The organism is Pseudomonas sp. Z1-12 (assembly GCF_051132015.1).
GTDB classification, from domain to species: domain Bacteria; phylum Pseudomonadota; class Gammaproteobacteria; order Pseudomonadales; family Pseudomonadaceae; genus Aquipseudomonas; species Aquipseudomonas zanjanensis.
In genome coordinates this window covers 4541704-4562423 of the sequence record NZ_CP071647.1, presented here as the reverse complement: position 1 = coordinate 4562423, position 20720 = coordinate 4541704, and the positions used below count along the sequence as shown (strand labels likewise).

The window sequence follows — 20720 nt, the reverse complement described above, 5'->3', positions numbered from 1 at the left end:
ATAAGCGATTAGGGGGGGGCACGTTCTCCAGGCTGAGCGAGAGGGGCTACCTTCATGCTCGTAGTGGCGAATTAATGGTGCTAAATTCTGCGCATCCGTCAAAGGAAACCATCACAGGAAGTGGACTGTGAAAATCATCACCCTTGTACTGGCCGCAGTTCTCGCAGTCGCCTCTGTTTCTGCAATCGCTCACGGTGGCCGCACGGACAGCCAGGGCTGTCATAACGACAAGAAAGCTGGAACACGTCACTGTCTGAGCGCCGTAGAACTCTTGACCCAGGGACGGTTAACCGGGCCGAATCAGGAGGCTGCGTCTCGGCCTCCAAGAGGATCGCCCCTATTCAAGCGGTCTAGCGCAGATCTGACGTTGCGGTCGACCATAAACTAGGGGATGGAGAGAGGCGAAGGCGGGAATGACTGTGCGGGTGAGGCTGAGTACGCCAACAACATCAAGGAGTGGTAATGCACAAAGACACCTGGCTAGACGACTGTCGCCAGTGGTGCCAGCGGATAAAATTTCTATCGGAAGATGTGGAGTGGTTCGAAAAGCCCTCCCACAGCGGATGGCTTGAAGCTACCAGCATGCTGCTGGATGATCGTCGCGTTACCATTCCGCATCTGTACTTCAAGGGCGAGTTTCAGCCTGGGAGGATGGGCGAGCGGGTTAGTTATGGGCTTATGTACCGGGAGGGCAAGGAAAAACGCCGCGTTTTCATGCTTGAGGTTTGGCCAGAGCATGAGCGATCCCATAGAGAAAAAGGAATGGACATGTTCGGGCCTCACCTTCATCTTGGTGACGAGCGTTTGGCTCAAGTGACAAAAAAGGTCCGGTCGTCTATCAGTGGTGCCACCGAGCGCCGGTGGGTTGAGCGATTCGTGCGCCACGCTAGAATTGTAAGCAGCAGTGGTCGTTCAATATCGACTCCTTTCGAGGACGATCTATTTGGGTGAGGGTATGTGCAGCATTGGATGCGGAGATTTTTTCTCAAAATCGGGATGGCATTGCCAGACCGTTAATGTAGGTAGCGGACCGGCTACCTACATAAGCACGCCTATAACCTTGCCAGGGGGAAAGCCTCTCGATTTCTACCTGATTAAGCGCGGAAACCATATTGAATTTACCGATGACGGAATAACAATTTTCGCGCTTCGCTCGCTTGGCTACGCTCTCGGCGACAAGAGAAACTGGAAAGGTCTCGAGAATCTTGGCGTCCGCCACGGTTTTGAATTGACCAGCGCAGGCGCCTTTGAATGCGTTTTTCCCGAAGATGATCTCGATATTTGGGGAGCGAAGATTCTTCGGCTTATGGCTGCGATTGCTACCTGGGAGGAAGACAGGTTTTTTGAAGGAGATACTGACTTCTCGTTGACTGAGGAAGTTGAAATGCTGCTTCGGGCCAAAGACCCGGAAAGGAAGCTGCTCAGAAATGCTGCTCTCAGGGTAGGCAAGGTTGATGTCACCTTCGACTTCTTGTGGGGAGATACATACGTTGATGCTGTCGCTCCGGTGCAACAGTCAATCAATGCTCGGCTCAGGAAGGCCGTGATCATCAATAAATCCGAAGAGCCAGTTGATGTATTGTTCATAGTTGATGATCGGGACAAGAAACAAAAAGCCGAGGACGAAATCAATGTTCTTGGCGGACTGTCCCCAACGATATTGTTCAGTGACTTTCAGGCGCATTACAGTTCCGCCGTTCACTGACTCCAGCCCGGCCCTGCGCCGGGCTGCTTGTATCTGCCTACCGATTCCTGGCCGAATCATAGACGCCGCTTCGTTACCGCTTGCCGACAGTCAGCACCAGAATGACAATCCGTGCATTCTCAACGCGGTACACGAGTCGGTAGCCGGCTCCGCGCAATTTGATCTTGTAGAAATCCGTCTTCCCGTGAAGCGCATCTCCTGGCTCTCGTGGCCCGGCCTGCCGTTCTTGGAGCTTTCAAAAGAATTGGAGGTGGGTGGTGCCGTCGAGCTTCCGCAGTTCTTTTAGAGTCTTTGGATCCCACTCAACTCCGTACTCAACGGCCATTGGCGATATCTACCTCGGCCTCTCCGATGAGACCGTTGAGAGATACTCGAATGGGTGTTTCGTCGGCGTCAGAAAAGGGAGGAAACGGGACGGAAAAAAGGGAAAGGGGACAAGGGGAAAGGGACAGATTTATTTTTGCTGTGTGTCCCGTCTCAAGAGATCTAGAAGGCTTTGACTGTTAACCTCTCCCAGCTGAGGAGAGGTAGACAATGCTCCTTTAGAAAGCGCACTGATGTCGCTAGAATCTGGAATGTGTATCACCCCATACCGAGCACTGGAGGCAATCATGGCTGGATCTGAAAAAAAAGCGCTCTCTGAAGAAGCTATCCAGAACCTGGAAGTTCAGATCCCGGACGTGGCAGCGGGCGCTACCCATGCAGCTTTTGTCCGCGCCCTTGCAGCTGGGCACACGGTGCTCATGGTTGAGGGAGCCCACCTGGTTGAGTCGAAGGCTGACGGCAGCATCCGTGTAGTGGGTGAAGCTAAGCCTCGCCGTAAGGTGACTGTCGGAGAAGTCGTCAAAGTTCGTCGTCTCAGTGTCTATGCCTAGGTTGCGGGTGTTTGCCGGTCCTAATGGTTCCGGTAAGAGCACCATCAAGGACCAGATCCCCTCAAATCTCATTTGCACCTAACGGTACTGATCTTCAGTTCCACGAAGAAGAAATACCTGACTGGTTTATGAATACGTATGTAGACCAAGTCCTATAAGTTAACGCTCTGTAAGTGATAACCTACAAGTTCTTCTAAAGATTTGGATACTGTTATGACAAGCTGTTTGAGGACGCTCGGAGCTCGCCTCGCTAACAGTGTAGTGGTCCCCGCCGCTTGGATATCGGGGCTTGCGACGATAGGACTCTTGTGGGGCATGATAGAGTTTTCGTCCGGTAAGCTTACAGTCGAAGGACGCCAGCTCTTCCTGGCTTCTGTTTCTATTTTTTGCCTCGCCATATGGCACTTGATACGGCGCAAGAGACGAGCAAAGGCGCTTGTAGCATCCATCAACCTAAAAGAAGGCCTGAGCCTTGACGATACTCAGTTGCTCGGCTTTCCAAACCCTCTATTTTTTGCCTTTGACCCTTCCAACAAAAAACTTGCTCAATGCCAAAGCGCCACCGGCGATTATCAAGTTCGAGATTTCACCTGGGTAACAGGCTGGCAGTGTGAGTGGAAACAGATTGACACCAGGGTGTCGGGCGGGGTTCTTCAAATAGTCGATGGGGCGGGCATGAGTGTTCCAGCCGACGAGATTCGGCGTAGATTCATAGGATTCTCAGTGGTTTTGACGGTTGCCGATACAAGTCATCCCCTCCGTCGTTTTCCAATGAGCCGGAGCGCAGCCGAAGGGTGGTGTGCCCGGTGCAATGTGCTTTTCAAGTGCTGAACCCGAAGCATCACACCCGAAAAAAGCGAGAAAGGGCAGATTTGTTTTCGCTTCGTTGCGCTGCGGGCTTCCATCGAATGGATTCGCTTGGATGAACTAGCTGCACGATTGGAAATAATCCGTTTCCTTTTTCCGCTTTTTCCGTCCTTTTTCCGTCTAAGATATTCTCCGAATAATTTCGCAATTGACTCTAGGGGAACGGGTATGCGCGAGTCAGATGCCCTGTGCGACGAAGCAGTGGATGCTCAATGGGCGCGAGAGGACGTACTGGCACGCCACTTGAAGCCGCTTCTAGATCTCTACGACCTCAAATGGCGTGGCCATGGGCACATTTATGTCGATCATCAAGAGCATAACGTTCTTGCCGCGAGTATGGTTCTGGTTGAACTGGGTAGCATTCTAGGGGTGCCTTCTGCAGTGGTCCGGGCTAGGCTGATCGAGTTGGGATGGTTAAGAGATGTTCGCGATACTCAGCCCAACCCGAATGAGGTCAAGCGTGTAGAGCTATTGCATAGAATCACGAGCGACCGAGAGGTCGATTGCTCTGAATGCGACGATGAATTTGATGAGGATTAGTCCTACAATGCGGCCTGCCTTGGTAATGAGGTTGTATGCAACCGGAACACTTTGATCTATCCACGCCTCTTTTCCTTCCCATCACGGAAGAAACCTGCGCAGGTTTGCTCGAAGGCTCCCAGGAGGCTCTCGACGTACTGACAGATCCGGAGCTGGCCGCAATGCTGGTCATCCAGAACCTTGTACAGGTCACCGAAAAGGATCTTACCCCGACAGCCGTCGAGCGAATTCTTGTCAAGCTGTTGGATTGGGCAGCGGACGCACCTAGCCTGACAAAGTCTAAGTTGCTGCCAGAGGCAAAACGTTTATTCGACCGCCGTAAACTATATTTTGGCATCGAAACGATCAAGAAATCGAATCTACGCTTCCTGCTCGCCGATGAAGTCATTGCTCAGAAATACCTGTTGTCCAGCGGTAGGTGGGACGTCGACTATAAGTATCGCCATGTCCGCTACCATCATCCCTTCCAGAGGCAGATGGTTACCACCTGTCACGATGAACGCTGGTTGAGTGGCGCACAGGATCATCTTGTTAGGACTTTTAGAGCCAATCTGGACGAGCACCTGCATGTGCAAGGCTACGCGGGAATTGGTAAAAGCCACCTGATGGGTGCGTTGGTTGAATGCTTGCAGCCGAAGACTACGCTGGTACTGGCGCACACCGAGGAAAAGCTTGCGACCCTACGCAAGCGAATGAAAAACAACAGCAGTGAACCGACCTGCAGCACTTTTCGCAAGTTTGCATCGGTACTTCTTCAACGCCGAATCGTTCATCCAGTAAATGAAGGAGGAGGGCCAAGCAAGCAAATGCTCGCCCAACAGCTGAATATCGTCGGGCTGGGATCGCACGATACACCGGCGACTATGGATATTTGCTTGAGAATGTTGGAGCTCTATTGCCGGTCGCGGGACTACACCTTGTCGGCTAAACACATGCCTGCTCTACACAAGTTGCTATCCAAAACCGATGCTATGGTGCTGCTGGAATATTCGAGTCGGCTATGGACATACATTCAAGCAAATCCAGAGTGGGGACGCCGCACTGGCTTCGAAGTGTTACTGATGATCAAGTGTGCCAGTCTGGAAGGTTGCGTGGTGTCGCCTCGCTATTCGCATGTGCTTATCGACGAGAGCCAAGATGTTCCAGCTTCCTTGCTTCAGATTCTAGAGCGCGGACGTCAGGTGCTGGTTACCTTGGGGGACGAGTACCAGCATGCAGAAAGCGATGTTGTCGCCCGTGGGCAATCGGTTCGGCAGAGCACCATTGGCTTCTCAGTGCGCTCTGGTCGTAACATCGAGCGCTTGGTCAATCCCTTGATCTCCCGGCATTCAAGAAAGACCAAGGAGCCTTTCGAAGGTGCTCGCCATGCAGACGTCGGCATTGAGGAGTATCCTGAGGCATTCGTACCGCCAGAGGAGTGCGTTGTGCTCACGGCTTCTTTGTGGGACACCATGAAGTGGGTTATCCAATTGCGCGACCTGAGATGCCCATTTAGTTTTTACTCTAGCAAGGAGCAGAAGGACCTTTGGCGTTTCATGACCACTGCCATCGGTTTGTTCAATCCGCGCTTTCACCAACTGGGTGAGGAAGCAGCGCATCCATATTTCAATGAGTGGACGCATTGGCAACAGGTGCGAGAAGCGAACCAGTACGACGACTCCTTTCTATGGTTAGAGGCCGAACTGGAAAAGGGTTTTAGAGTGGCAGACGTCACTCAAATGAGCACTCTAGTAGGTCAGCCTGGCAAAAGCTGCATGTTGATGAGAGCAGAAGAGGCAGGGGGTATGGAGTTTGATTATGTGCTCCTGACCCCGGGGTTGCTCACAACGTCGATGTTTAAGGACGCCTATGAATTTGATCGGCGGATCTGTGCTGTCTACATCGCCATATCCCGAGCTAAGCGGAGGCTTTATGTTCCTTACAAAGTACATGACTGGATTGTACATCACGACACTCAGAAGTTTCGCGAAGTCTTTGCTCGTTGATAACGTCGTTGAATCTAATGCAACATTCTGGGCAGGATTCGCTTGGTTGGATCGGGAGCCGGCAGAAAATACACCCCTTTTTCCGTCCCGTTCATATGCCAGCAAGCGGCACCAACTGGATCAGCTAAAACAATACCTCAGGACATAGGCGCCTCGACATTGATTGGCGCCTTTTCGTTTTCAGCCGCGTTGCTCCAAATCCTCGTCGTGAGTAGGGCCCAGGTTTTCATGTTTCAGCCTCGCAAGGCTAAAAGCATCCCAACCAAGGCTGCTGAGGCGTTCAGAACTTTCACTGAGCCACCAAAACTCATTGTCGTCACCGTCTAGAACTACGGTTGCGATCTTTGGTGGAACGGCGGCGTACTCCTGTGCCAGCCCAGTTGGCAGGCTCAATTCATCCAAGCCTTTATTTGCAAGATGCACAAGGTAACGGGTGGCCGTCGGCTCTTGAATTTGGCGAATCAACAATCTGGTTGGGTTCTGGCTCATTACCTTAATATCAACGTAGAGCTCAAGAGCATCCAAGGCGCGTTCGACCTGATCCATTCTGGAGGTGTGGAGAAAGTCGACCAAGCGATCGCCTTGGGCCTGATGCACGCCGAGCAGCCGGCACAAGTCGGCCTTTCGCATATCTCGTTCCATCATGGTGTTCCAAAGCGCAATCTTCGCCACAGTCACCGCAGGTAGATGGACGACGTGTTCGCCTTCCAGCGGGTCCGACGCGGGCGGAATCGAGCGGCGCTCATCGACGTAGATGGAGAGGGTGGATTCAATCCCGTCCAGGGCTTCGCGGATTGCGTGCTCCCGGTCATCCCCGTAGCTGTTCAGCTCTGGCAAATCACGGCAGAACACGGCAACGCCTGGGGCGCGACCGTCCTGTTCGAATCGGATTGGATAGTCGTACATGGTCATTCCTTGAAGATAATCGTCAGCGCTCAGGTGTGGGGAAAAGGCTCTCCAGAGCCCAGTTGTTTATTGTTCGCCTTACCGGTCGGTCCGGCCTTTCCTTGGAGCCGTGATCCGCGAGATAGATCTGTCGCGGTGGGCGGACTTTGAAGGGGCTTCCCTTGCCTGCTTCGAAGGTCACCCTTCGGGTCTTCACCATTGTCTGAGCTCGCAGAAATTCATCACTTCGCTTGGTTGTTTGGATAAGCCACTCTACAACATTTCTGTTGTAACGATACAACATTTTTGTATTGTTGGTTTCGGGCAGTGCCCAGACTATGCAGGCTATTTTTCTTTCTTGAGTGACGATGGATGCTGCTGATCTAGGCACGCTTCGCGTCGGAAAACGGGGAAGGAAAACGGGGGACAGACCACAATTATGAGGCGGGCGGATCACAGATAAACTCAAATCGTGGATCATCGCCGGTTTCTAGGGCGCGTACCTTTAGTAGCGCACAAAGAAAAGCCCGGCTGGGGAGGCCGAGCTGAAAGGGTTTCACTAGGAGCGGAGATGACCATAGGCGTTCGGCTGTGAAAGGGATGTGAAGATTGCGTTCAGTTCGAGTTTTAAAACCGTGATCTGTCCCAAGTTTCCGCTGTGCACTGTTGGAGGCTGGGCTGTGATTGAAGGCTGATCGGGATCGCCTTTCACTTGCGCGTGGTTCTGGCATGAGCAACGTAACCCGCCTACACCATGCGCTTCCTTTGAGCCAGCACATCAAACAAGGCCGTGACGGATCTTGACGTTGCTGCTGCCAAGGCCATCGTGCCGGATTGCCTTAAGGGCTGGTGGTGGCAATCCTTCACGGACAGGCTCACGCCCAGGCGTACGAAATAGTGGCTCGGAACGCTGGTCCAGACAGGTGTATAGCCTGTTACGGTTTTCGCACCGCTTCAATGAGCGCAGAGATCGGATCGGGCTTGTCATTCATACGTGTATCGGAGCCTGCCTCAAATATAACCTCAGCACTTATGAGTAACTGGTCGTTGAGTGTGAGCTTGCAAAAAGTGACACGGGGCTTAGAGCTAGAGGTTTGATTCAGCGGGTCGCATTTGAGAAAGCCCACATGGCCTTTAAGGGGCACCTTCGTTCCCGCGATAGCGTCACTGAGCTGAAACTGAGGCGGCATCCGATTTCCTAGGCCTGCCCATATTTGAGGTTGATCATCAAAGGAAAAGCCCGAATGGGATCTTCCGCATAGATTCACGCCGGTACGCTTACCGTCAATGATCTGCGCGTCCCAGTAGCATACATACTGTCTGGTTACGACGACGATCTTCCCGGGGCCGTAATTAACCTTTGTCTCTTTTGGATAGCTGGCGCACCCACTCAGAGCTAATGCGGCAAAAACGGATACTGCTGTGAGACGGTTAGGAACGAATTTCACTGGCCAGCTACCTTGCTATTAAATGGCGCCAGTAATACCGGCAAATAGCCACTGTTGCAAGCATGAGCTGATGATGGACAGGTCATGCCCTTCGTCGTCGCTGGTTGAATGAATGTCTCCAGTCAGGCGCCGCCATCCCGCGACCGATGGTGGCAATTTGGTTTGATTTGGGGTTGAATGCTGCGTTCATTCCACACGATCTGGATGCGGATATGTCGAAAGCTCGGGCGCTACGGGCCTTAGCAATTGCCCTGGTAATTACTGCCACAGGCGGCTGTATCTCCTACACTGAAAAAGCAGCTGAAGGATTAACGGATTCTGACGTTGCGCGTATTGGCCTAACCGACAAGTCGCTGTTCATTGCCACAGTTGACGGCCGGAAAACCAATTTCGCACTCGCTACCCAAACAGAATATCGACTCACTTCCGGTAGGCATCGACTGGAACTCAGGTATTGGGTCGGCACTACCAGTTCTTTGGATCGAAAGCTTCGAGACGTTAATCTTGTCGCTGGTCGCTTATACAAGCTTACAACCGCCCCCAGTGACACTTGGTGGGACATGATCATTGTCGATACGAGCACCGGGGAACGAGTGGATGAGCACGTTCCGCCCCGTTAACCCCCCTTGTGCTTGGCTTAATCTAGTCTGCGAGGCTCAACGGGCATGAACCGTATGCTTATTTGAAAGGCGTCCTTGCGCGCCTGCCGACGCAGCGAGCAAGTGAGATTACGTAACTGCGGCCGCATAGCTGGAATCCCGCCTAATAACGTAAGCTGGGATGTACGGATACTTACGTTGAAACTCCACATGGAAGACTTGGAATGACTCGAATTATTGAAATCCTGATGTACACCTTAAAGCCAGGATCGGGATTGGACTTTCATCAAGTAATGCAAAATGTAAGTGTTCCGCTTCACCTGGAAGCTGGCATAGATGTCGTTTCTTATGGCGGCTCATTACATGATTGTGATAGCTATCACCTGATTCGCTCCTATGAAAGCGAGAGCCATCGCCAAGTATCTCAAGATGCTTTTTACGCAAGTGCTGCCTGGAAACAGGGCCCGAGAGAAGACATTATCAGTCGGATTGAGATCAGTACAACGACAGTTATGGCGTTCTCTCAAGACGCAATTGATGCCATCAAAGCTTCCGTAAATCTATCTAGCGTCCAAGCTCGATCAGCGTAGCTGACATCGATAAAGGCAGACCCCGTAGCCTGCGGGCATCAGGAAGATGTGTTGGCCGGACGGTTACGTCCAGGCAGCAGCAAGGAGACGTTTGAATGAAATTCTCTCGGAATGGATCGGTACCAGAGGGAAAACGGGGACTGACCACGATTGTGATACGGTCCGATTACCAGCTCAAATCGTGGTCTGTCCTCGATTTTCCGGTTTTCTGCGATTTTCCCTCCGATTTTCCCTGCCTGGGTTCGGTGCCATCAGGGATAATCGCCCCAACAACCACAGGGAGAGGGATGCAGCATGACCTACAATCTTATCGACATAGGCAAACATCCAGAAGAGCCTTTAAATATTCATATGTTGCTCCCTCTTCCGGCAAATACCCCATTTGGAAATTTCCAACTCAAGTGGATGGATATGATGTCGAGACTCAACGAAGCAAATCGGCAGATTATCGTAAGTCATGATACGTGGGAGGCAACAGTTGGGGGTGACATAGAAGACAGTATGAAAGATGTTTTCAACAGACACCGCTTCTCAACGGAATACGCAGTAACTGGGATGCGAAGGGTTGCGGATGAGCTTGTAGGCTTGGTCTGGTGTTTGGAAAGACTAGAAATCACCGGAGAGTATCCGAAGAAAATCAAGATCGATAGCATTGGAGCAGTCAAAGAGTCTTATAACGGACCGAGTGGCCTTATTAAGCGTCATCACGGGCTGATAAAATTATTGAATGAACTTTCCAACACATTCAAGCATTCGTTCATTCAGTCAGATCTGGCAAGAGTGGGGCAAGATGAGCCATTAGTGTTAGCGTTGAACCTCAAGGGCGCAGACCATAGGAATGAGCCAGTATTCTACACAGTGAGGATGTCAGAACTGGTACGTTGCTACACTCAGTTCTTCCATGAGTGTCGTGAATGGCTCAACCAAAACTGCATGTCTCGAAACCAGCAGCACCAATGACATGGCTCTATCAGGATGAGGATTCCATGGCCATCCGGACACCCATTCCACCAACATCCGGACACTGATTCCGCGGCCATTCGGACACTTTCAGGCAGGCAGCAACGCAGGATATTCACTACCATCGATCTCTTTTATCGAAGCGAAGAGGTCGTCGTGGAGCGTTTATCTATGCGTAAAATCCGAGAGGTACTACGCCTAAAGTTCGACGCCGGCCTGTCCGTGCGCAAGATCGCCGCCAGCTTGTCCATCGGCCATTCGAGTGCAGGAGATTACCTTTGCCGGTTCGCCGCTAGTGGGCTTCAGTGGCCCATCGATATTTCTGATGCGGAGCTGAATCGACGGCTGTTTTTCCACCGGCAGTGTCTGGGCCCACCGATCAGCGCCCGATGCCTGACTGGGCGTGGGTACACGCCGAGTTGCGCCGCCCCGGCGTAACTCTGGCCTTGCTCTGGCAGGAATATGCAAGGCTTCCAGTACAGCTGGTTCTGCGAGCACTACCGCCTATGGGTCGCCAAGGTCGACGTGGTCATGCGCCAGGGGAAAGCGGGGACAGACCACGATTATGAGACTGGCCGATTATAGGCGGACCAAAATTGTGGTCTGTCCCCCTCGGTTCTCCTCGACTCCGTACTCAACGGCCATTGGCGATGTCTGCCTCGGCCTCGCCGATGAGATCGTCGAGAGATACTCGAACGGGTGTTTCGCTGGCATCGAGCCGTGCCTTGACCAAGTGAACCAGTTCCAGTTCGTCCAGGCGCTCAACCATCGCCTCGTACACGTTGGCAGGGACCATGTAGCCCATAACGCGGTTGTGATTCAGCACTGCCACGGGCAAGCCATTGGCGCCGCTCAGGACGGCAGAGGGGTTCTTCTTGAGTTCGGATACGCTGACGGCCACATCGGCCAGAATATTTTGCATAGATAAGGCTCCTATATAGGTCGTTATTTTGGTCTTTTACTGCTGTGTAGGGAAGCGTTCAGCGTTCCAATCCCTCGTTCAAAGGTTGGATGGAACTTGGCGCCGGACGTTTTTGTTTCGGAAAAAGGGAGATATTTATTTTTTGCGTCTGCCTGAAAGCCATCTGTCGATGGAGTCGCTTGGATCAACTGGCAGCCGGCTAGAAAATAAAGCTGTTCCTTTTTTCTCAATGACCGGCGGTGGCAATTTGGTTTAGGTTGGGGTATGACGGATGACCGGCATGGGCCGGCTTGAGGATAAGTCGATGCTTTATCGGGGCGAGTGCAGGGCTGTGCATGACTCAAACAATGGAAAGATTTTTCCCAAGAATATGAATGGTGAAACAGAGGTTGTTGCACGGAGGGATGGACGAATCCGTTATGACGGGCGCTTCACACACGGGCCAACCGAAGCCAACAGGGTTGCAGCGCACCAGATCGAAACGGGACTTTATGGCGGCTGCTCCGTTTCCACTACACGCTCACACGATGAAGCTAAACGATTCGCTTTGTATGCTGATGACCAAGGCGTTGTCTACTGGATTGACGATAGTAAATTCGAGGCGCATGGCGTTCTAGCGATAGAGCCAGAAAATCCAGAGATCCCGAGTGAACAGGAAGTAACCATTCGCGCTGGCGACGGCGGAGAAATTCCTGCTGCACTGATCGTTCGTGTTGAACTAGTGGAGCGAAGCTGACCCGCCTACTAACCCCTGGATGAATTGGAGGCAGGGGGAAAAGGGGCGAAAAAGGGGGGAGCGTCTGCCCCTTCGCTACGGCTTATGAGGACTCAAACGAGCGCCGCGAAAGGCATTGACGCAAATTCCTACACAAACCTCGGAAGCTAACGCATTGCAGCATCTAGGTAGGCGACTTATTGTCTCTATATCGCCCAGATGGCGATTCGGGTTTGGCGACTCGATTGAATGAAGCGCAGAAGCTCCTGCTCCTTATCAATTGAAGAGGTACTACTCATGACCCGATACATGCCCATCACCGGCATCGACTGTATCCCCGCAACCCTGCTCATCGACACCGAAGCGCCTCTGGACGTCCTTTTCGAAACCGCCGATTACCGCATCCGCACGGTGACCCAAGTCCTGGAAAATATCGCGTTTCGCTCGGACATCAGCTCAGACACCGTGGTGCTCACTGATTTTTGTAAATTGCTGACCACATCGTTACGCGATGGTTGTGATGTCATGGATGTGATCGGAAGACGATTGCGGGCGCAGGTGGCGGAATAATGAAAACGGGCGACTAATCAGTCGCCCGTTTTCATAAAGCTTGGGAAAAAATTCAAGAGGGCAGGGCATGTGTCCCGATTGTTTGCAGGGTACGGGTAAAGAAGAGGCCAAGCCAAAAAATAAGGAAAGGCACCCATACTCAGGCAGGCGAATGTTCAGCTCCATGCCCAGGCTGCGCATCAAGATCAATGCCTAGCGCTTGAATGACTTTGAGTACGGTATCGAATCTCGGCTTTGATCCAGGTGCGAATGCCTTCTACAAGCTTTCTCGGCCCCTGCCAGAGTCTTTAGCGATCTGCGCCATGCCTCGGGCCTTGGCGACATAACCGATCGCTAGGAGAAACTCCTCGTTATCACCATCAGCCAACACTTGAGAAAGGTATTCACTGATGGCTTCGTCGCTATCGAGTAGTGCCGCCATGTCAAATGTCGTCAGGTGTTGGCTCATGTTCAAATCTCCTTGCCAATTTCTTCGCTTAAAACCTTGGACTGTCCCCAGTCTTTTGTCCTCAGTCTCTGCGGTTTGTCTGTAAAACCGCGCCTCCCATTTTTAGGGCGGCTTCGCCACCCAGCGGGAGCAAGCTCCCTCGCCACAGGGTTTTTGGTGTCTCGCCTCAGGCAGCCAAAGGCCAACCAATGCGCGCTGCACGGCGCAGGCTCGCCTTAACAACCAAACGATGAAATGGCGCAATTACGAAGATGTAGGCCCGGCCCAGACGGTTGTGGCACTGCACCACGGTTGAAAAAACCAGTTGGCGACTACCTTCCTGCTCTACCTCTCCAGAACACAGGATCGATATGCGGAAGTCGAGGTGCTTGTCGTCCTCTCCCAACACGATTTCAGTCTGGTCGGTGCTGTAGACCTTGAAGATTTGAATCCGATGAGCAAGTGTCGCCAGATGCCTGGCTGTCTTGAGCCCAAAACAGCCAACGACAGTGTCTCGGACTTTCATGAGCCATCCGATCCAGGATGGCTGGTGGGAAAGGATGAATCGAGCGAGCACTTCTGGATCGCTGGACGTGCCCGCTGGGAGTCGAATCGCAAAAGCGTCCGCCAGGTTCGTCGACTTGTAAAGGTGGGTGACGCCGGACCTCGAGGGGACCGGCACAGACATAATGAGCTCAAATTCTCGGGGCATCGGGGATCTCTTCCTGAGTGCTAACTACCAATTAGATGACATGCCATGTCGCGTTTCTTGTTGGGAGGCGGCCACTTCTCCTTGTCGGATACTGAGCCCGATCAGCGCATCATACAGCGCCTGCTGCCCAGCGGGCAGAACAGGGAGCAGCGTCGCACGGCGCTTGTCGGCATCGAACCAGGATTCAACCAACCATCCCACCAGGTAGAGCGCCGAAAGGCATCCGCCAGCGGTTGCGACGTTGCCCTGGCATACAAGAGGCTGGTCCACGGGCTCAAGTCCCAGGGCTTGCAAGCCCGATCGTGCATCCGGGTGTGTCGTTGCTCGGCCGCTGAGCAGCCCAAGCCGTTGGAGAATGAAAGCGCCGGCGCAGATGGAGCCGATTCGCTGGCGTCTGGGGTCAAGTTCAAACGACGGCAGGAAATCCGGGGAGGCCAGTGCGGCGGGTATTCCTTCCTTGCCGCTGGCGAACAATACCGCGTCGGCACTATTGGCCTCGGAAAGCGGACCGTGCACCGAAACAGGCAGGCCATGTGCCGATCGTACGACAGGGCTGGAACCTAATATTCGTACGTGCCAGTCCTCGGTGTTGCGGCCTAAGATGTCCCACATCAGGAATAGGTCGATATCGGTGAATTGGTCGAAAGCAACCAGGACGATTTTCTTCAAGGCGAGCTCCATGAAAAGTGCTGGCGTGCAAAACGCAACGGCCATCTTTGCCGGCGTTCGCAGGGTATCTATCGGTTGCGCGCCATACACAGCCTGTATGGCGATAAATAAGGAGCGAAATAACGGATGGAAAAACTAACGCGTCACCATTGGATCGCGGCAGGTTTCGAGGCCCTCGATCAGACAGGGCATATTGGCGTGTCAGCCGAGAGTCTATCGCGCCGATTGAATGTGACCCGCGGATCGTTCTATCACCATTTCCGTAATCGCGAAGACTTTGTCCGCACCTTGCTGGCCGCTTGGGAAGAAGACTACACGGAGCGCATGCTCGCTTTTGCGGCCCAGGGTCGTAGCGCGGGCGAAATCTTGAAACGCTACTTGAGTGTTGCCGCTGAGAAACAACCTGGGCGAGAAGTGTCCATCCGAGCCTGGTCGCTGCACGATCCGTTGGTAGGCGAGGTTCAGCAGCGTGTTGACGCACGACGATTGGACTTCGCGATACGGACGTGTCGTCGTTTGGCCCATAGGCCAGGCGAAGCAGAAGTGATGGGGCAGGTGGCCCACCTGTGCCTGATTGGGGGGCAACAGGCGGGGCTGCGGCGTGATGCCGCTCGCTTCAACCGTTTCGTGCATCGAGCCTTTTCGCTTTTCGAAGGGGTTCTTCCACCGTGGCGGTCCAGGTCGTAAGAAGAAATGAGCAGGGGAGTGCCTGACCTGATAGCGTCGTGGAAAAGGGCCATGAATGGGCCGCGAATGGGCAAACCGTGTGTTCCGATGTCTATTCGGAATGAGGACCGATAATGCCGTACAACTACACGAACGGCCGCTACCTGGTCTTCAAAGGCCGGGGCAGCGATGGGGCGCCCTTGGGCCGGCTTCATCAGGACGGAATAGTTCGAAATCTTCAGGGTGAGCCGCTGTATTACGTAAACACGGACGAACATGCGTTCGTTTCGGTCGATTTTATCTTTCAAGGCGGTATACAAAAATGTAGCGGCACGTTTTATGTGCTCGGCGACAAAGTTCTTTTCACATTTTCCGAGATGACGGTCAAGCCACAGGGAAACGAGACCGAGGAGGAGGCGCTTCACAGGGAATTCAAAAAAAGGGCGTTAAGTTTGGCAGGGCAGATCGTCCAGGCGAAAAATGAGATGGTGCAGGCACGCCTGGATATGGCCTGGTCCAATTTAAATCTTTTCCGCCGTTTTCGTGCCTTCTTGACGAGCCGAGCCCGTAGGGAGCGAACATCACCAGGGTGGCGTTACAGTGGGTTGGAAAGTGGTCATGAGCTCAAATCGAATGTCTCTTCATCGTCACTCGCGACAATGGTTTTGTGGGCTGCGGATGCAAGGAAAACGCGGGCAGACCACGATTATGAGGCGGTCCGATTACACATAAACTCAAATCGCGGTCTGTCCTCAGCCTTCTGGTGTCCGCCGTTTGAGGTGGGTTCTATAGCTGCACTTGCAGGAAGTCCTCGTCGTAACTCGCGCTGGGAAAACATCCAGTCAATCTATACGCCGCGTTTTGCCCGGACACTCGTCAAATTGATTGGGAATTAAATGAAACAGGTAGTGTTGGCACTTTCGCTGGTCACATTGGCAGCCTGTATGCCTTATCAATCTGTGAGCTCGCCAGATCCAAATTGGATGCGTCTGGGTGGATATGAACCTGAAGGCTATCCGAGGACGTTTGTCGAGAACCTAAGCGGCGATTGCTCTTTGGTTACCGAGTCATGGTCTGACAGTAGAATCAACGGTCGTATTCTGTGGAAGAAGCGGCAGTCTCGAGAGCCTGTTGCCTGTCCGTAGGCGCCTGTGTAAGGGCTGACTTCGCGTCGGGAAGAGGGGACAACCCACGATTTGAGACCGCCAGATTAATGTACGCAATATCGAGGGCTGTCCCAGTTGTTCTGACTCCCGCCCTTGGCTCGTAGCAGCGAAGCAATGGTGCTAAATTCTGGGCGTCCAGCGTGTGGGCCCATCTGGCTCGGCGGGGATATTTAACGCCTCTCTCAACCGATTTTGTGGATATGGAAATTCAATGAACACACCTAAGCTTTCGATTGCGCTGTCCTGTGCTGTTGCAGTTTTGATGTTGAGCGGATGCGCTGCCTCTGTAAAAAGCGGCGGAACTGAAACGCTCGTCATTCAGGAGTCAGCCAAGCAGAACCTGGTTGTAAACTTTGAGGGAAATAGCAAGGTTCAACAAAACGAGGACTGGCCTCGCTTGAAGCGAGAGTGGAATGACGCTCTGCAAGTCGAAGCAACTCGCGCCGGCTACAGACTTACAGAGGCTCAGGCGTCAAGCCAAGAGGGTAAGGAGGGTGTCGGTATCAAGATCAACGTGACCAATTTCCGTTACCTGACTCCAGGCGCTCGCTACGGAGCAGGGGTCATGGTGGGAAATGCATGGGTCAATTCCAGTGCCGATTACTCGGACCTGAAATCAGGCCGCCTGATTGGAACTCGCACCTATGACACCTCCTCGTCGGCTTGGGAAGGCGTTATGTCGGCCATGACCCAAGAGCAGGTTCAGGCTATTTCTCAGAAAATCATAAGTGACATCAAGAGCGCAAAAGCCAAGTAGTGCGATCTTGGGTTACCCGTGCCGGTTAACCGGAGCGGGTAGCATCATGAGTGGGACAAAGTAAAGCGGTTTGCGGAAGAGCACGGATGAGTCAATGGAAAACACAGGGATTCTGGAGCAAGGCGTGGCTCTATGCGCTGTTGGTATTTCTAGCAGCGTTTACCTTTTACTCCGATGCGACCTGGTTGGGCGACGGCTCATCCGCACGCAAGCGGGTCTTCAGCCCCGGCTTCATCGCGTTCTGCACGTTGGTGGCTGTGTTTGAACTGATGATGTTGAATCACTTCTATAGTGCGAGTGGATGAGGTTCTCCCTATCTCCTGCCTGGCGGCATCCCTCCAGCTTCACTCAATCTAGCCTCGGGACTTTCCTTTAAATTGATATGAAGCAACGCGCCCGAGGACGATTGATCAATGCCCAAGAAACTTCAGGAAAGTAAAACAGCAACGGCTGCTGACATCGAGCGCTCTATCCAGGCACTGAACAAAATGGCTGAACGCCTCTGGGGCGACGGTCGGGAAGCTGAGGCGAAAGCCTTGCTTGATGCCTTGGATGCTTTAAACAGAGCGCTCGACAGGATAAGGATTGGGGAGAGTCGCAGAATTCTTCATTAATGCTTAAGGGGGGAATGGGGACGCTCACGATATGAATCGAGCCGATTACACGAGGCCAAAATCGTGGTCGGTCCCCGGCTACGGGGACTGAAACTGATGCAGCGCCACCATCATCGCAATCACCACAGCAGCAATTCCTAATCCCATCGTCCAGTTCGACTCGGGTGTATCCTTGAACCACATACCTTTACTCGGGTAACGCCCCAAGCTGATCAACTTGACTATTGGCCAGCCGATTGGAAAGAAAATAGCCCGCCCCACAGGTTCGAGAACGAATTCCACTAATGCGTCCAACATCGTAGCTCCCCCTCGCATATGCGCTCCTTGGTAAGCGTATCGCAAGTACGCCTTGCGTAGTAAAACGGACGCCCACTTACGCGACGGGCTGATTGCAGGTGAGCTCAAATCGTGGCCTGTCTCCGATTTTAGTCACGCCCGCTCGTTCAATGGCCATCGCGATTACGCTGCCGCCACTCGTCAACGACCTCTCCAAGCGTCTTAGGGACGCCATCACGTATCCAGGCCATAAAGCCTCTATCAAATTTAAACTTCACACCGCAGTGCTCCACCATGAATCTACGTACGTTCTGTGTGTTTCGATAATCCTTGCAAACTGGCGTATCTCTTGTGAGCTGGTCACTGTGCCAATTAAAACTCATGGGGCGGGCTCCGTACTGGATGGTCAGACCTATAAATCCATGACATCGGATGCTTGGCGTCTTGCAAGGGGTATCCACACGTCCACGTAACCCATCCCTCGGGAAGGTTCGAAATCCGGACTGTACTGCTCGAACTCAGGCGCGTCGGCGAGCTCGTATTCGGATTCAGGCAGCCAGTGATTGAAAATGGTGAAGAACGTCTGATGGATCGTCGAGATATGGCCTTGGTGTCGAAACACGCCATAGTTTTGCTGCGGCACCCTGAAATAACAAAAAGCCGGAGGAAGACTGTCGATGCAGGACACCTCTGTGCCGGCAATGTACTCAAAACTACCGTCCAGTCCAGGGTTACAGCACAGGCCATAGCTCCAGTTGTTCACCTGATCGGGGACCCGTCCCAGGTAGGGGGAGAACGCTTGCCACAAACCGACGATGCCTTCGTTCTTATCGAAGGTATAACGATCCCCCATACCTGCGATGAAAAACGCTGCCCTGGTTTCAAAGCGAGGTTCGGAGAGTGTTATGAGCTTCCTTTCTTTCATACGTAACGGCTCCACTAGCGAGAGATGTTCATCCTCGTTTCCACGCACCTGCTTCGGCGTGACTCCAAACAGATCGCAGAAGGCGCGAGTAAAGGCTTCATGGGAACCGTAGCCGGCATCCAGCGCTACTTGCAGAATGTCCGGCGCACCTCGACGCAAGGCCAGTGCTGCTTGGCTCAACCGCCGAGCACGGATGTACCGCATCACCGACCAGCCCGTCGACAACGCAAACAAACGGGCCAAGGCAAAGGGAGACAGGTTGCAATGGCGCGCGACACGTCCCAGATCGAGTTGGGATCCCAGCTCCAACTCGATGTACCACAGGGCCCTCTCGATATTCAGCATGACGATCTCCATGAATGCTGAAAGCGACGTTATCAAATGCATGGGGAGAACATTTGATCGTTCTTGCGGTTTTTGCTTTCTACTGCCGTATAACGGGCTGCTGCCTACACTGGATTAACTCATTCATTCAAGGAACTGGAATGCTCATTGTTTTCAGCGGCCTGCCCGGCACCGGAAAAACGACTATCGCCCATGATCTCGCCGCTACGACAGGCGCCGTGTACCTGCGGATCGATACGATTGAACAGGCGATTCGGAACTCGGGGGCGCTTGCGCAAGATGTGGGGCGCAGTGGTTACATGGTCGCCAATGAGCTGGCCCTGAGTAATCTTCGTTTGGGCCGCACGGTTGTCGTTGATTGTGTCAATCCGGTCATCGAAAGCCGAACCGCGTGGAGCGAAGTTGCCTCACGGGCGGGTAGTCGGTTGGTAAATATCCAAGTGATTTGCTCCGATAAACATGAACATCAGCGCAGGGTAGAAACGAGGGAAGGTGACATTCCCGGGCTGACGCCACCTACCTGGCAATCTGTACTGGATCATGAATATGAGCCATGGGACGAAGCTCCGTTTTGCATAGACGCAGCCATGGCCTCTCCGGCGCAAGCAGTCTCGATGATCATCAATCGATTTCTGTCCAGGGAGTAGGATTGGGACCGGTAGAAGGTTGGCTTCCTCCGTAAACGAGAGGCGGGGCAGACCATGGTTATGAGGCTGGCGTGTCATAGGTGAACTGGCCAGGGTGCTCCGTCCGCAGTTTCTTAATGTCAGCAAACACTGCCGCCGCGCTCGTTGGCGTGCGGTAAATCGCTTGTAGGGTTCTGTCCGATCTAAAGAACATCGGAGCAATGTCGATACCTAGTTATCGTGCATTCATGGAGCGGATGGATATGTTTGATTTTTTGGCCGGCAAGGCGAAGGCGTTATCAGGATCGGTGGGTGAAAAGGTCAGCTCCGCAAAGGATTCAATCCTGGATTCTGTAGGGGAGGGGAAAAACGTAGCGGTGGATTACCTGGAAAAAAACTGGCCGCAAATAGAGCGCGTTCTGGTTGATGGCTTGCTTACCGTTACGCATGACCGCATAAAGGACGATGAGATCTTCTTGCTTGTGGCAGAGAAGGCTTTTGAGCTTTTGCCCGCCCCTGTGCGGCTACTCCTGCCGAGGTCTACTTTTCTGGCACACACCGAAAAACATCGTGCATCCATTGTCGAAATGATAGAGACCAAGCGTGAGCAGCGCCTGGCGCTTGAAGGTCCCGCCATGATTGAGCCTGAAACAAAACCTGCCGGGGTGTAGACAGGAATAGGCATTTTTGGCTTTCTGCTGCGTCATGGTTAGAAGAACTCAAATCGTGGTCTGTCCCCCCGTTTCCATGCCAGGCGACTTATAAATCGCCCGTTTCATAAGATTTGGCAGAGCCCCCTCCGGGCGGTTTTTTATGACTGGAGAAAAGCCTTTTCCGTGTGCGCTCATCTGGCTCGGCGGGAAATATCTACCTCCG

At 53.0% G+C, this 20720-nt stretch carries 25 protein-coding genes and 4 pseudogenes; 20 read left to right on the top strand and 9 right to left on the bottom strand.

Annotation, left to right across the window (positions count from 1 at the left end; all coding sequences use genetic code 11):
• The first annotated feature begins 127 nt into the window (after positions 1 to 127).
• From J3P85_RS19505 to J3P85_RS19495, 3 genes are all read left to right on the top strand, one after another.
• The gene (locus J3P85_RS19505; RefSeq protein WP_434703042.1) at positions 128 to 388 is read left to right on the top strand and encodes a YHYH domain-containing protein; all 261 of its coding nucleotides are present in this window, start codon (positions 128 to 130) and stop codon (positions 386 to 388) included.
• 74 nt (positions 389 to 462) lie between these two features.
• Entirely contained in the window at positions 463 to 951 is a 489-nt protein-coding gene (locus J3P85_RS19500) for a hypothetical protein (protein ID WP_434703041.1), read from the top strand.
• Entirely contained in the window at positions 944 to 1705 is a 762-nt protein-coding gene (locus J3P85_RS19495; RefSeq protein WP_208666149.1) for a DUF1828 domain-containing protein, read from the top strand. Before J3P85_RS19500 ends, J3P85_RS19495 begins: the two co-directional genes overlap by 8 nt.
• A gap of 73 nt (positions 1706 to 1778) precedes the next feature.
• Here J3P85_RS19495 and J3P85_RS19490 read toward each other — a convergent pair.
• A pseudogene (locus J3P85_RS19490) lies at positions 1779 to 2030 on the bottom strand (type II toxin-antitoxin system RelE family toxin).
• Between the two features lie 286 nt (positions 2031 to 2316).
• On the opposite strand from J3P85_RS19490, the gene J3P85_RS19485 reads away from it, so the two are divergent.
• From J3P85_RS19485 to J3P85_RS19470, 4 genes are all read left to right on the top strand, one after another.
• Positions 2317 to 2580, top strand: a complete 264-nt coding sequence (locus J3P85_RS19485) for a hypothetical protein (protein ID WP_434703040.1) — start codon at positions 2317 to 2319, stop codon at positions 2578 to 2580.
• A 315-nt stretch (positions 2581 to 2895) separates the two neighbouring features.
• The gene (locus J3P85_RS19480) at positions 2896 to 3411 is read left to right on the top strand and encodes a hypothetical protein (RefSeq protein WP_434703039.1); all 516 of its coding nucleotides are present in this window, start codon (positions 2896 to 2898) and stop codon (positions 3409 to 3411) included.
• A 204-nt stretch (positions 3412 to 3615) separates the two neighbouring features.
• Entirely contained in the window at positions 3616 to 3987 is a 372-nt protein-coding gene (locus tag J3P85_RS19475; protein WP_434703038.1) for a hypothetical protein, read from the top strand.
• Between the two features lie 35 nt (positions 3988 to 4022).
• Complete coding sequence (locus tag J3P85_RS19470) at positions 4023 to 5972, top strand: hypothetical protein (protein WP_434703037.1); 1950 nt, start codon at positions 4023 to 4025, stop codon at positions 5970 to 5972.
• 180 nt (positions 5973 to 6152) lie between these two features.
• Here the strand turns inward: J3P85_RS19470 and J3P85_RS19465 are convergent, their stop codons facing one another.
• Entirely contained in the window at positions 6153 to 6878 is a 726-nt protein-coding gene (locus J3P85_RS19465; protein ID WP_434703035.1) for a type II toxin-antitoxin system HicB family antitoxin, read from the bottom strand.
• Between the two features lie 2073 nt (positions 6879 to 8951).
• Here J3P85_RS19465 and J3P85_RS19460 point away from each other — a divergent pair.
• The 4 genes and pseudogenes from J3P85_RS19460 to J3P85_RS19445 all read left to right on the top strand — a co-directional run.
• Positions 8952 to 9041 (top strand): annotated as a pseudogene (locus tag J3P85_RS19460) (transposase domain-containing protein); the annotation flags it as partial.
• A gap of 87 nt (positions 9042 to 9128) precedes the next feature.
• Positions 9129 to 9494, top strand: coding sequence for an NIPSNAP family protein (locus tag J3P85_RS19455; protein ID WP_434703034.1), 366 nt, complete (start codon positions 9129 to 9131; stop codon positions 9492 to 9494).
• 294 nt (positions 9495 to 9788) lie between these two features.
• Positions 9789 to 10454 (top strand): hypothetical protein, encoded by a 666-nt coding sequence (locus tag J3P85_RS19450; RefSeq protein ID WP_434703033.1) that lies wholly within the window; start codon positions 9789 to 9791, stop codon positions 10452 to 10454.
• Between the two features lie 171 nt (positions 10455 to 10625).
• Positions 10626 to 10994, top strand: a pseudogene (locus J3P85_RS19445) (IS21 family transposase); the annotation flags it as partial.
• A 94-nt stretch (positions 10995 to 11088) separates the two neighbouring features.
• On the opposite strand, the gene J3P85_RS19440 reads toward J3P85_RS19445, so the two are convergent.
• Positions 11089 to 11376 carry a type II toxin-antitoxin system Phd/YefM family antitoxin gene (locus J3P85_RS19440; protein ID WP_024619455.1) on the bottom strand — a complete coding sequence of 96 codons (288 nt, stop codon included), beginning with the start codon at positions 11374 to 11376 and terminating at the stop codon, positions 11089 to 11091.
• Positions 11377 to 11647: 271 nt separating this feature from the next.
• On the opposite strand from J3P85_RS19440, the gene J3P85_RS19435 reads away from it, so the two are divergent.
• Both J3P85_RS19435 and J3P85_RS19430 read left to right on the top strand, forming a co-directional pair.
• Positions 11648 to 12112, top strand: a complete 465-nt coding sequence (locus tag J3P85_RS19435) for a hypothetical protein (RefSeq protein ID WP_434703030.1) — start codon at positions 11648 to 11650, stop codon at positions 12110 to 12112.
• A gap of 276 nt (positions 12113 to 12388) precedes the next feature.
• Positions 12389 to 12661: a hypothetical protein gene (locus tag J3P85_RS19430; protein WP_018610855.1), complete on the top strand. Its 273-nt coding sequence runs from the start codon at positions 12389 to 12391 to the stop codon at positions 12659 to 12661.
• A 139-nt stretch (positions 12662 to 12800) separates the two neighbouring features.
• On the opposite strand, the pseudogene J3P85_RS19425 reads toward J3P85_RS19430, so the two are convergent.
• The 3 genes and pseudogenes from J3P85_RS19425 to J3P85_RS19415 form a co-directional block, all read right to left on the bottom strand.
• Positions 12801 to 13109: pseudogene (locus J3P85_RS19425) on the bottom strand (addiction module antidote protein).
• Positions 13110 to 13275: 166 nt separating this feature from the next.
• Entirely contained in the window at positions 13276 to 13800 is a 525-nt protein-coding gene (locus J3P85_RS19420) for a DUF2867 domain-containing protein (protein WP_434703028.1), read from the bottom strand.
• Between the two features lie 24 nt (positions 13801 to 13824).
• Positions 13825 to 14469, bottom strand: a complete 645-nt coding sequence (locus J3P85_RS19415; protein WP_434703026.1) for a DJ-1/PfpI family protein — start codon at positions 14467 to 14469, stop codon at positions 13825 to 13827.
• Between the two features lie 126 nt (positions 14470 to 14595).
• Here J3P85_RS19415 and J3P85_RS19410 point away from each other — a divergent pair, with 126 nt between their 5' ends.
• The 5 genes from J3P85_RS19410 (at position 14596) to J3P85_RS19390 (ending at position 17672) form a co-directional block, all read left to right on the top strand.
• On the top strand, positions 14596 to 15156 hold the full coding sequence (locus tag J3P85_RS19410) for a TetR/AcrR family transcriptional regulator (RefSeq protein WP_434703024.1): 561 nt from the start codon (positions 14596 to 14598) through the stop codon (positions 15154 to 15156).
• A 113-nt stretch (positions 15157 to 15269) separates the two neighbouring features.
• A complete protein-coding gene (locus J3P85_RS19405) occupies positions 15270 to 16031 on the top strand; it encodes a hypothetical protein (protein ID WP_434703022.1) in 762 nt (253 codons plus the stop codon).
• A gap of 481 nt (positions 16032 to 16512) precedes the next feature.
• The gene (locus tag J3P85_RS19400; protein WP_186707507.1) at positions 16513 to 17058 is read left to right on the top strand and encodes a DUF4410 domain-containing protein; all 546 of its coding nucleotides are present in this window, start codon (positions 16513 to 16515) and stop codon (positions 17056 to 17058) included.
• 86 nt (positions 17059 to 17144) lie between these two features.
• Complete coding sequence (locus tag J3P85_RS19395) at positions 17145 to 17363, top strand: hypothetical protein (RefSeq protein ID WP_434703020.1); 219 nt, start codon at positions 17145 to 17147, stop codon at positions 17361 to 17363.
• A gap of 108 nt (positions 17364 to 17471) precedes the next feature.
• Complete coding sequence (locus J3P85_RS19390; RefSeq protein WP_434703018.1) at positions 17472 to 17672, top strand: hypothetical protein; 201 nt, start codon at positions 17472 to 17474, stop codon at positions 17670 to 17672.
• 78 nt (positions 17673 to 17750) lie between these two features.
• Here J3P85_RS19390 and J3P85_RS19385 read toward each other — a convergent pair whose 3' ends face one another.
• From J3P85_RS19385 to J3P85_RS19375, 3 genes are all read right to left on the bottom strand, one after another.
• Positions 17751 to 17969 (bottom strand): hypothetical protein, encoded by a 219-nt coding sequence (locus J3P85_RS19385; RefSeq protein ID WP_434703017.1) that lies wholly within the window; start codon positions 17967 to 17969, stop codon positions 17751 to 17753.
• Between the two features lie 146 nt (positions 17970 to 18115).
• The gene (locus J3P85_RS19380) at positions 18116 to 18331 is read right to left on the bottom strand and encodes a DUF6434 domain-containing protein (RefSeq protein ID WP_434703015.1); all 216 of its coding nucleotides are present in this window, start codon (positions 18329 to 18331) and stop codon (positions 18116 to 18118) included.
• A gap of 29 nt (positions 18332 to 18360) precedes the next feature.
• Complete coding sequence (locus tag J3P85_RS19375) at positions 18361 to 19218, bottom strand: AraC family transcriptional regulator (RefSeq protein WP_434703013.1); 858 nt, start codon at positions 19216 to 19218, stop codon at positions 18361 to 18363.
• Positions 19219 to 19358: 140 nt separating this feature from the next.
• On the opposite strand from J3P85_RS19375, the gene J3P85_RS19370 reads away from it, so the two are divergent.
• Positions 19359 to 19865 (top strand): AAA family ATPase, encoded by a 507-nt coding sequence (locus J3P85_RS19370; RefSeq protein ID WP_434706407.1) that lies wholly within the window; start codon positions 19359 to 19361, stop codon positions 19863 to 19865.
• Between the two features lie 242 nt (positions 19866 to 20107).
• Positions 20108 to 20515 (top strand): hypothetical protein, encoded by a 408-nt coding sequence (locus tag J3P85_RS19365; RefSeq protein ID WP_434703011.1) that lies wholly within the window; start codon positions 20108 to 20110, stop codon positions 20513 to 20515.
• The last annotated feature ends 205 nt before the right edge of the window (positions 20516 to 20720 follow it).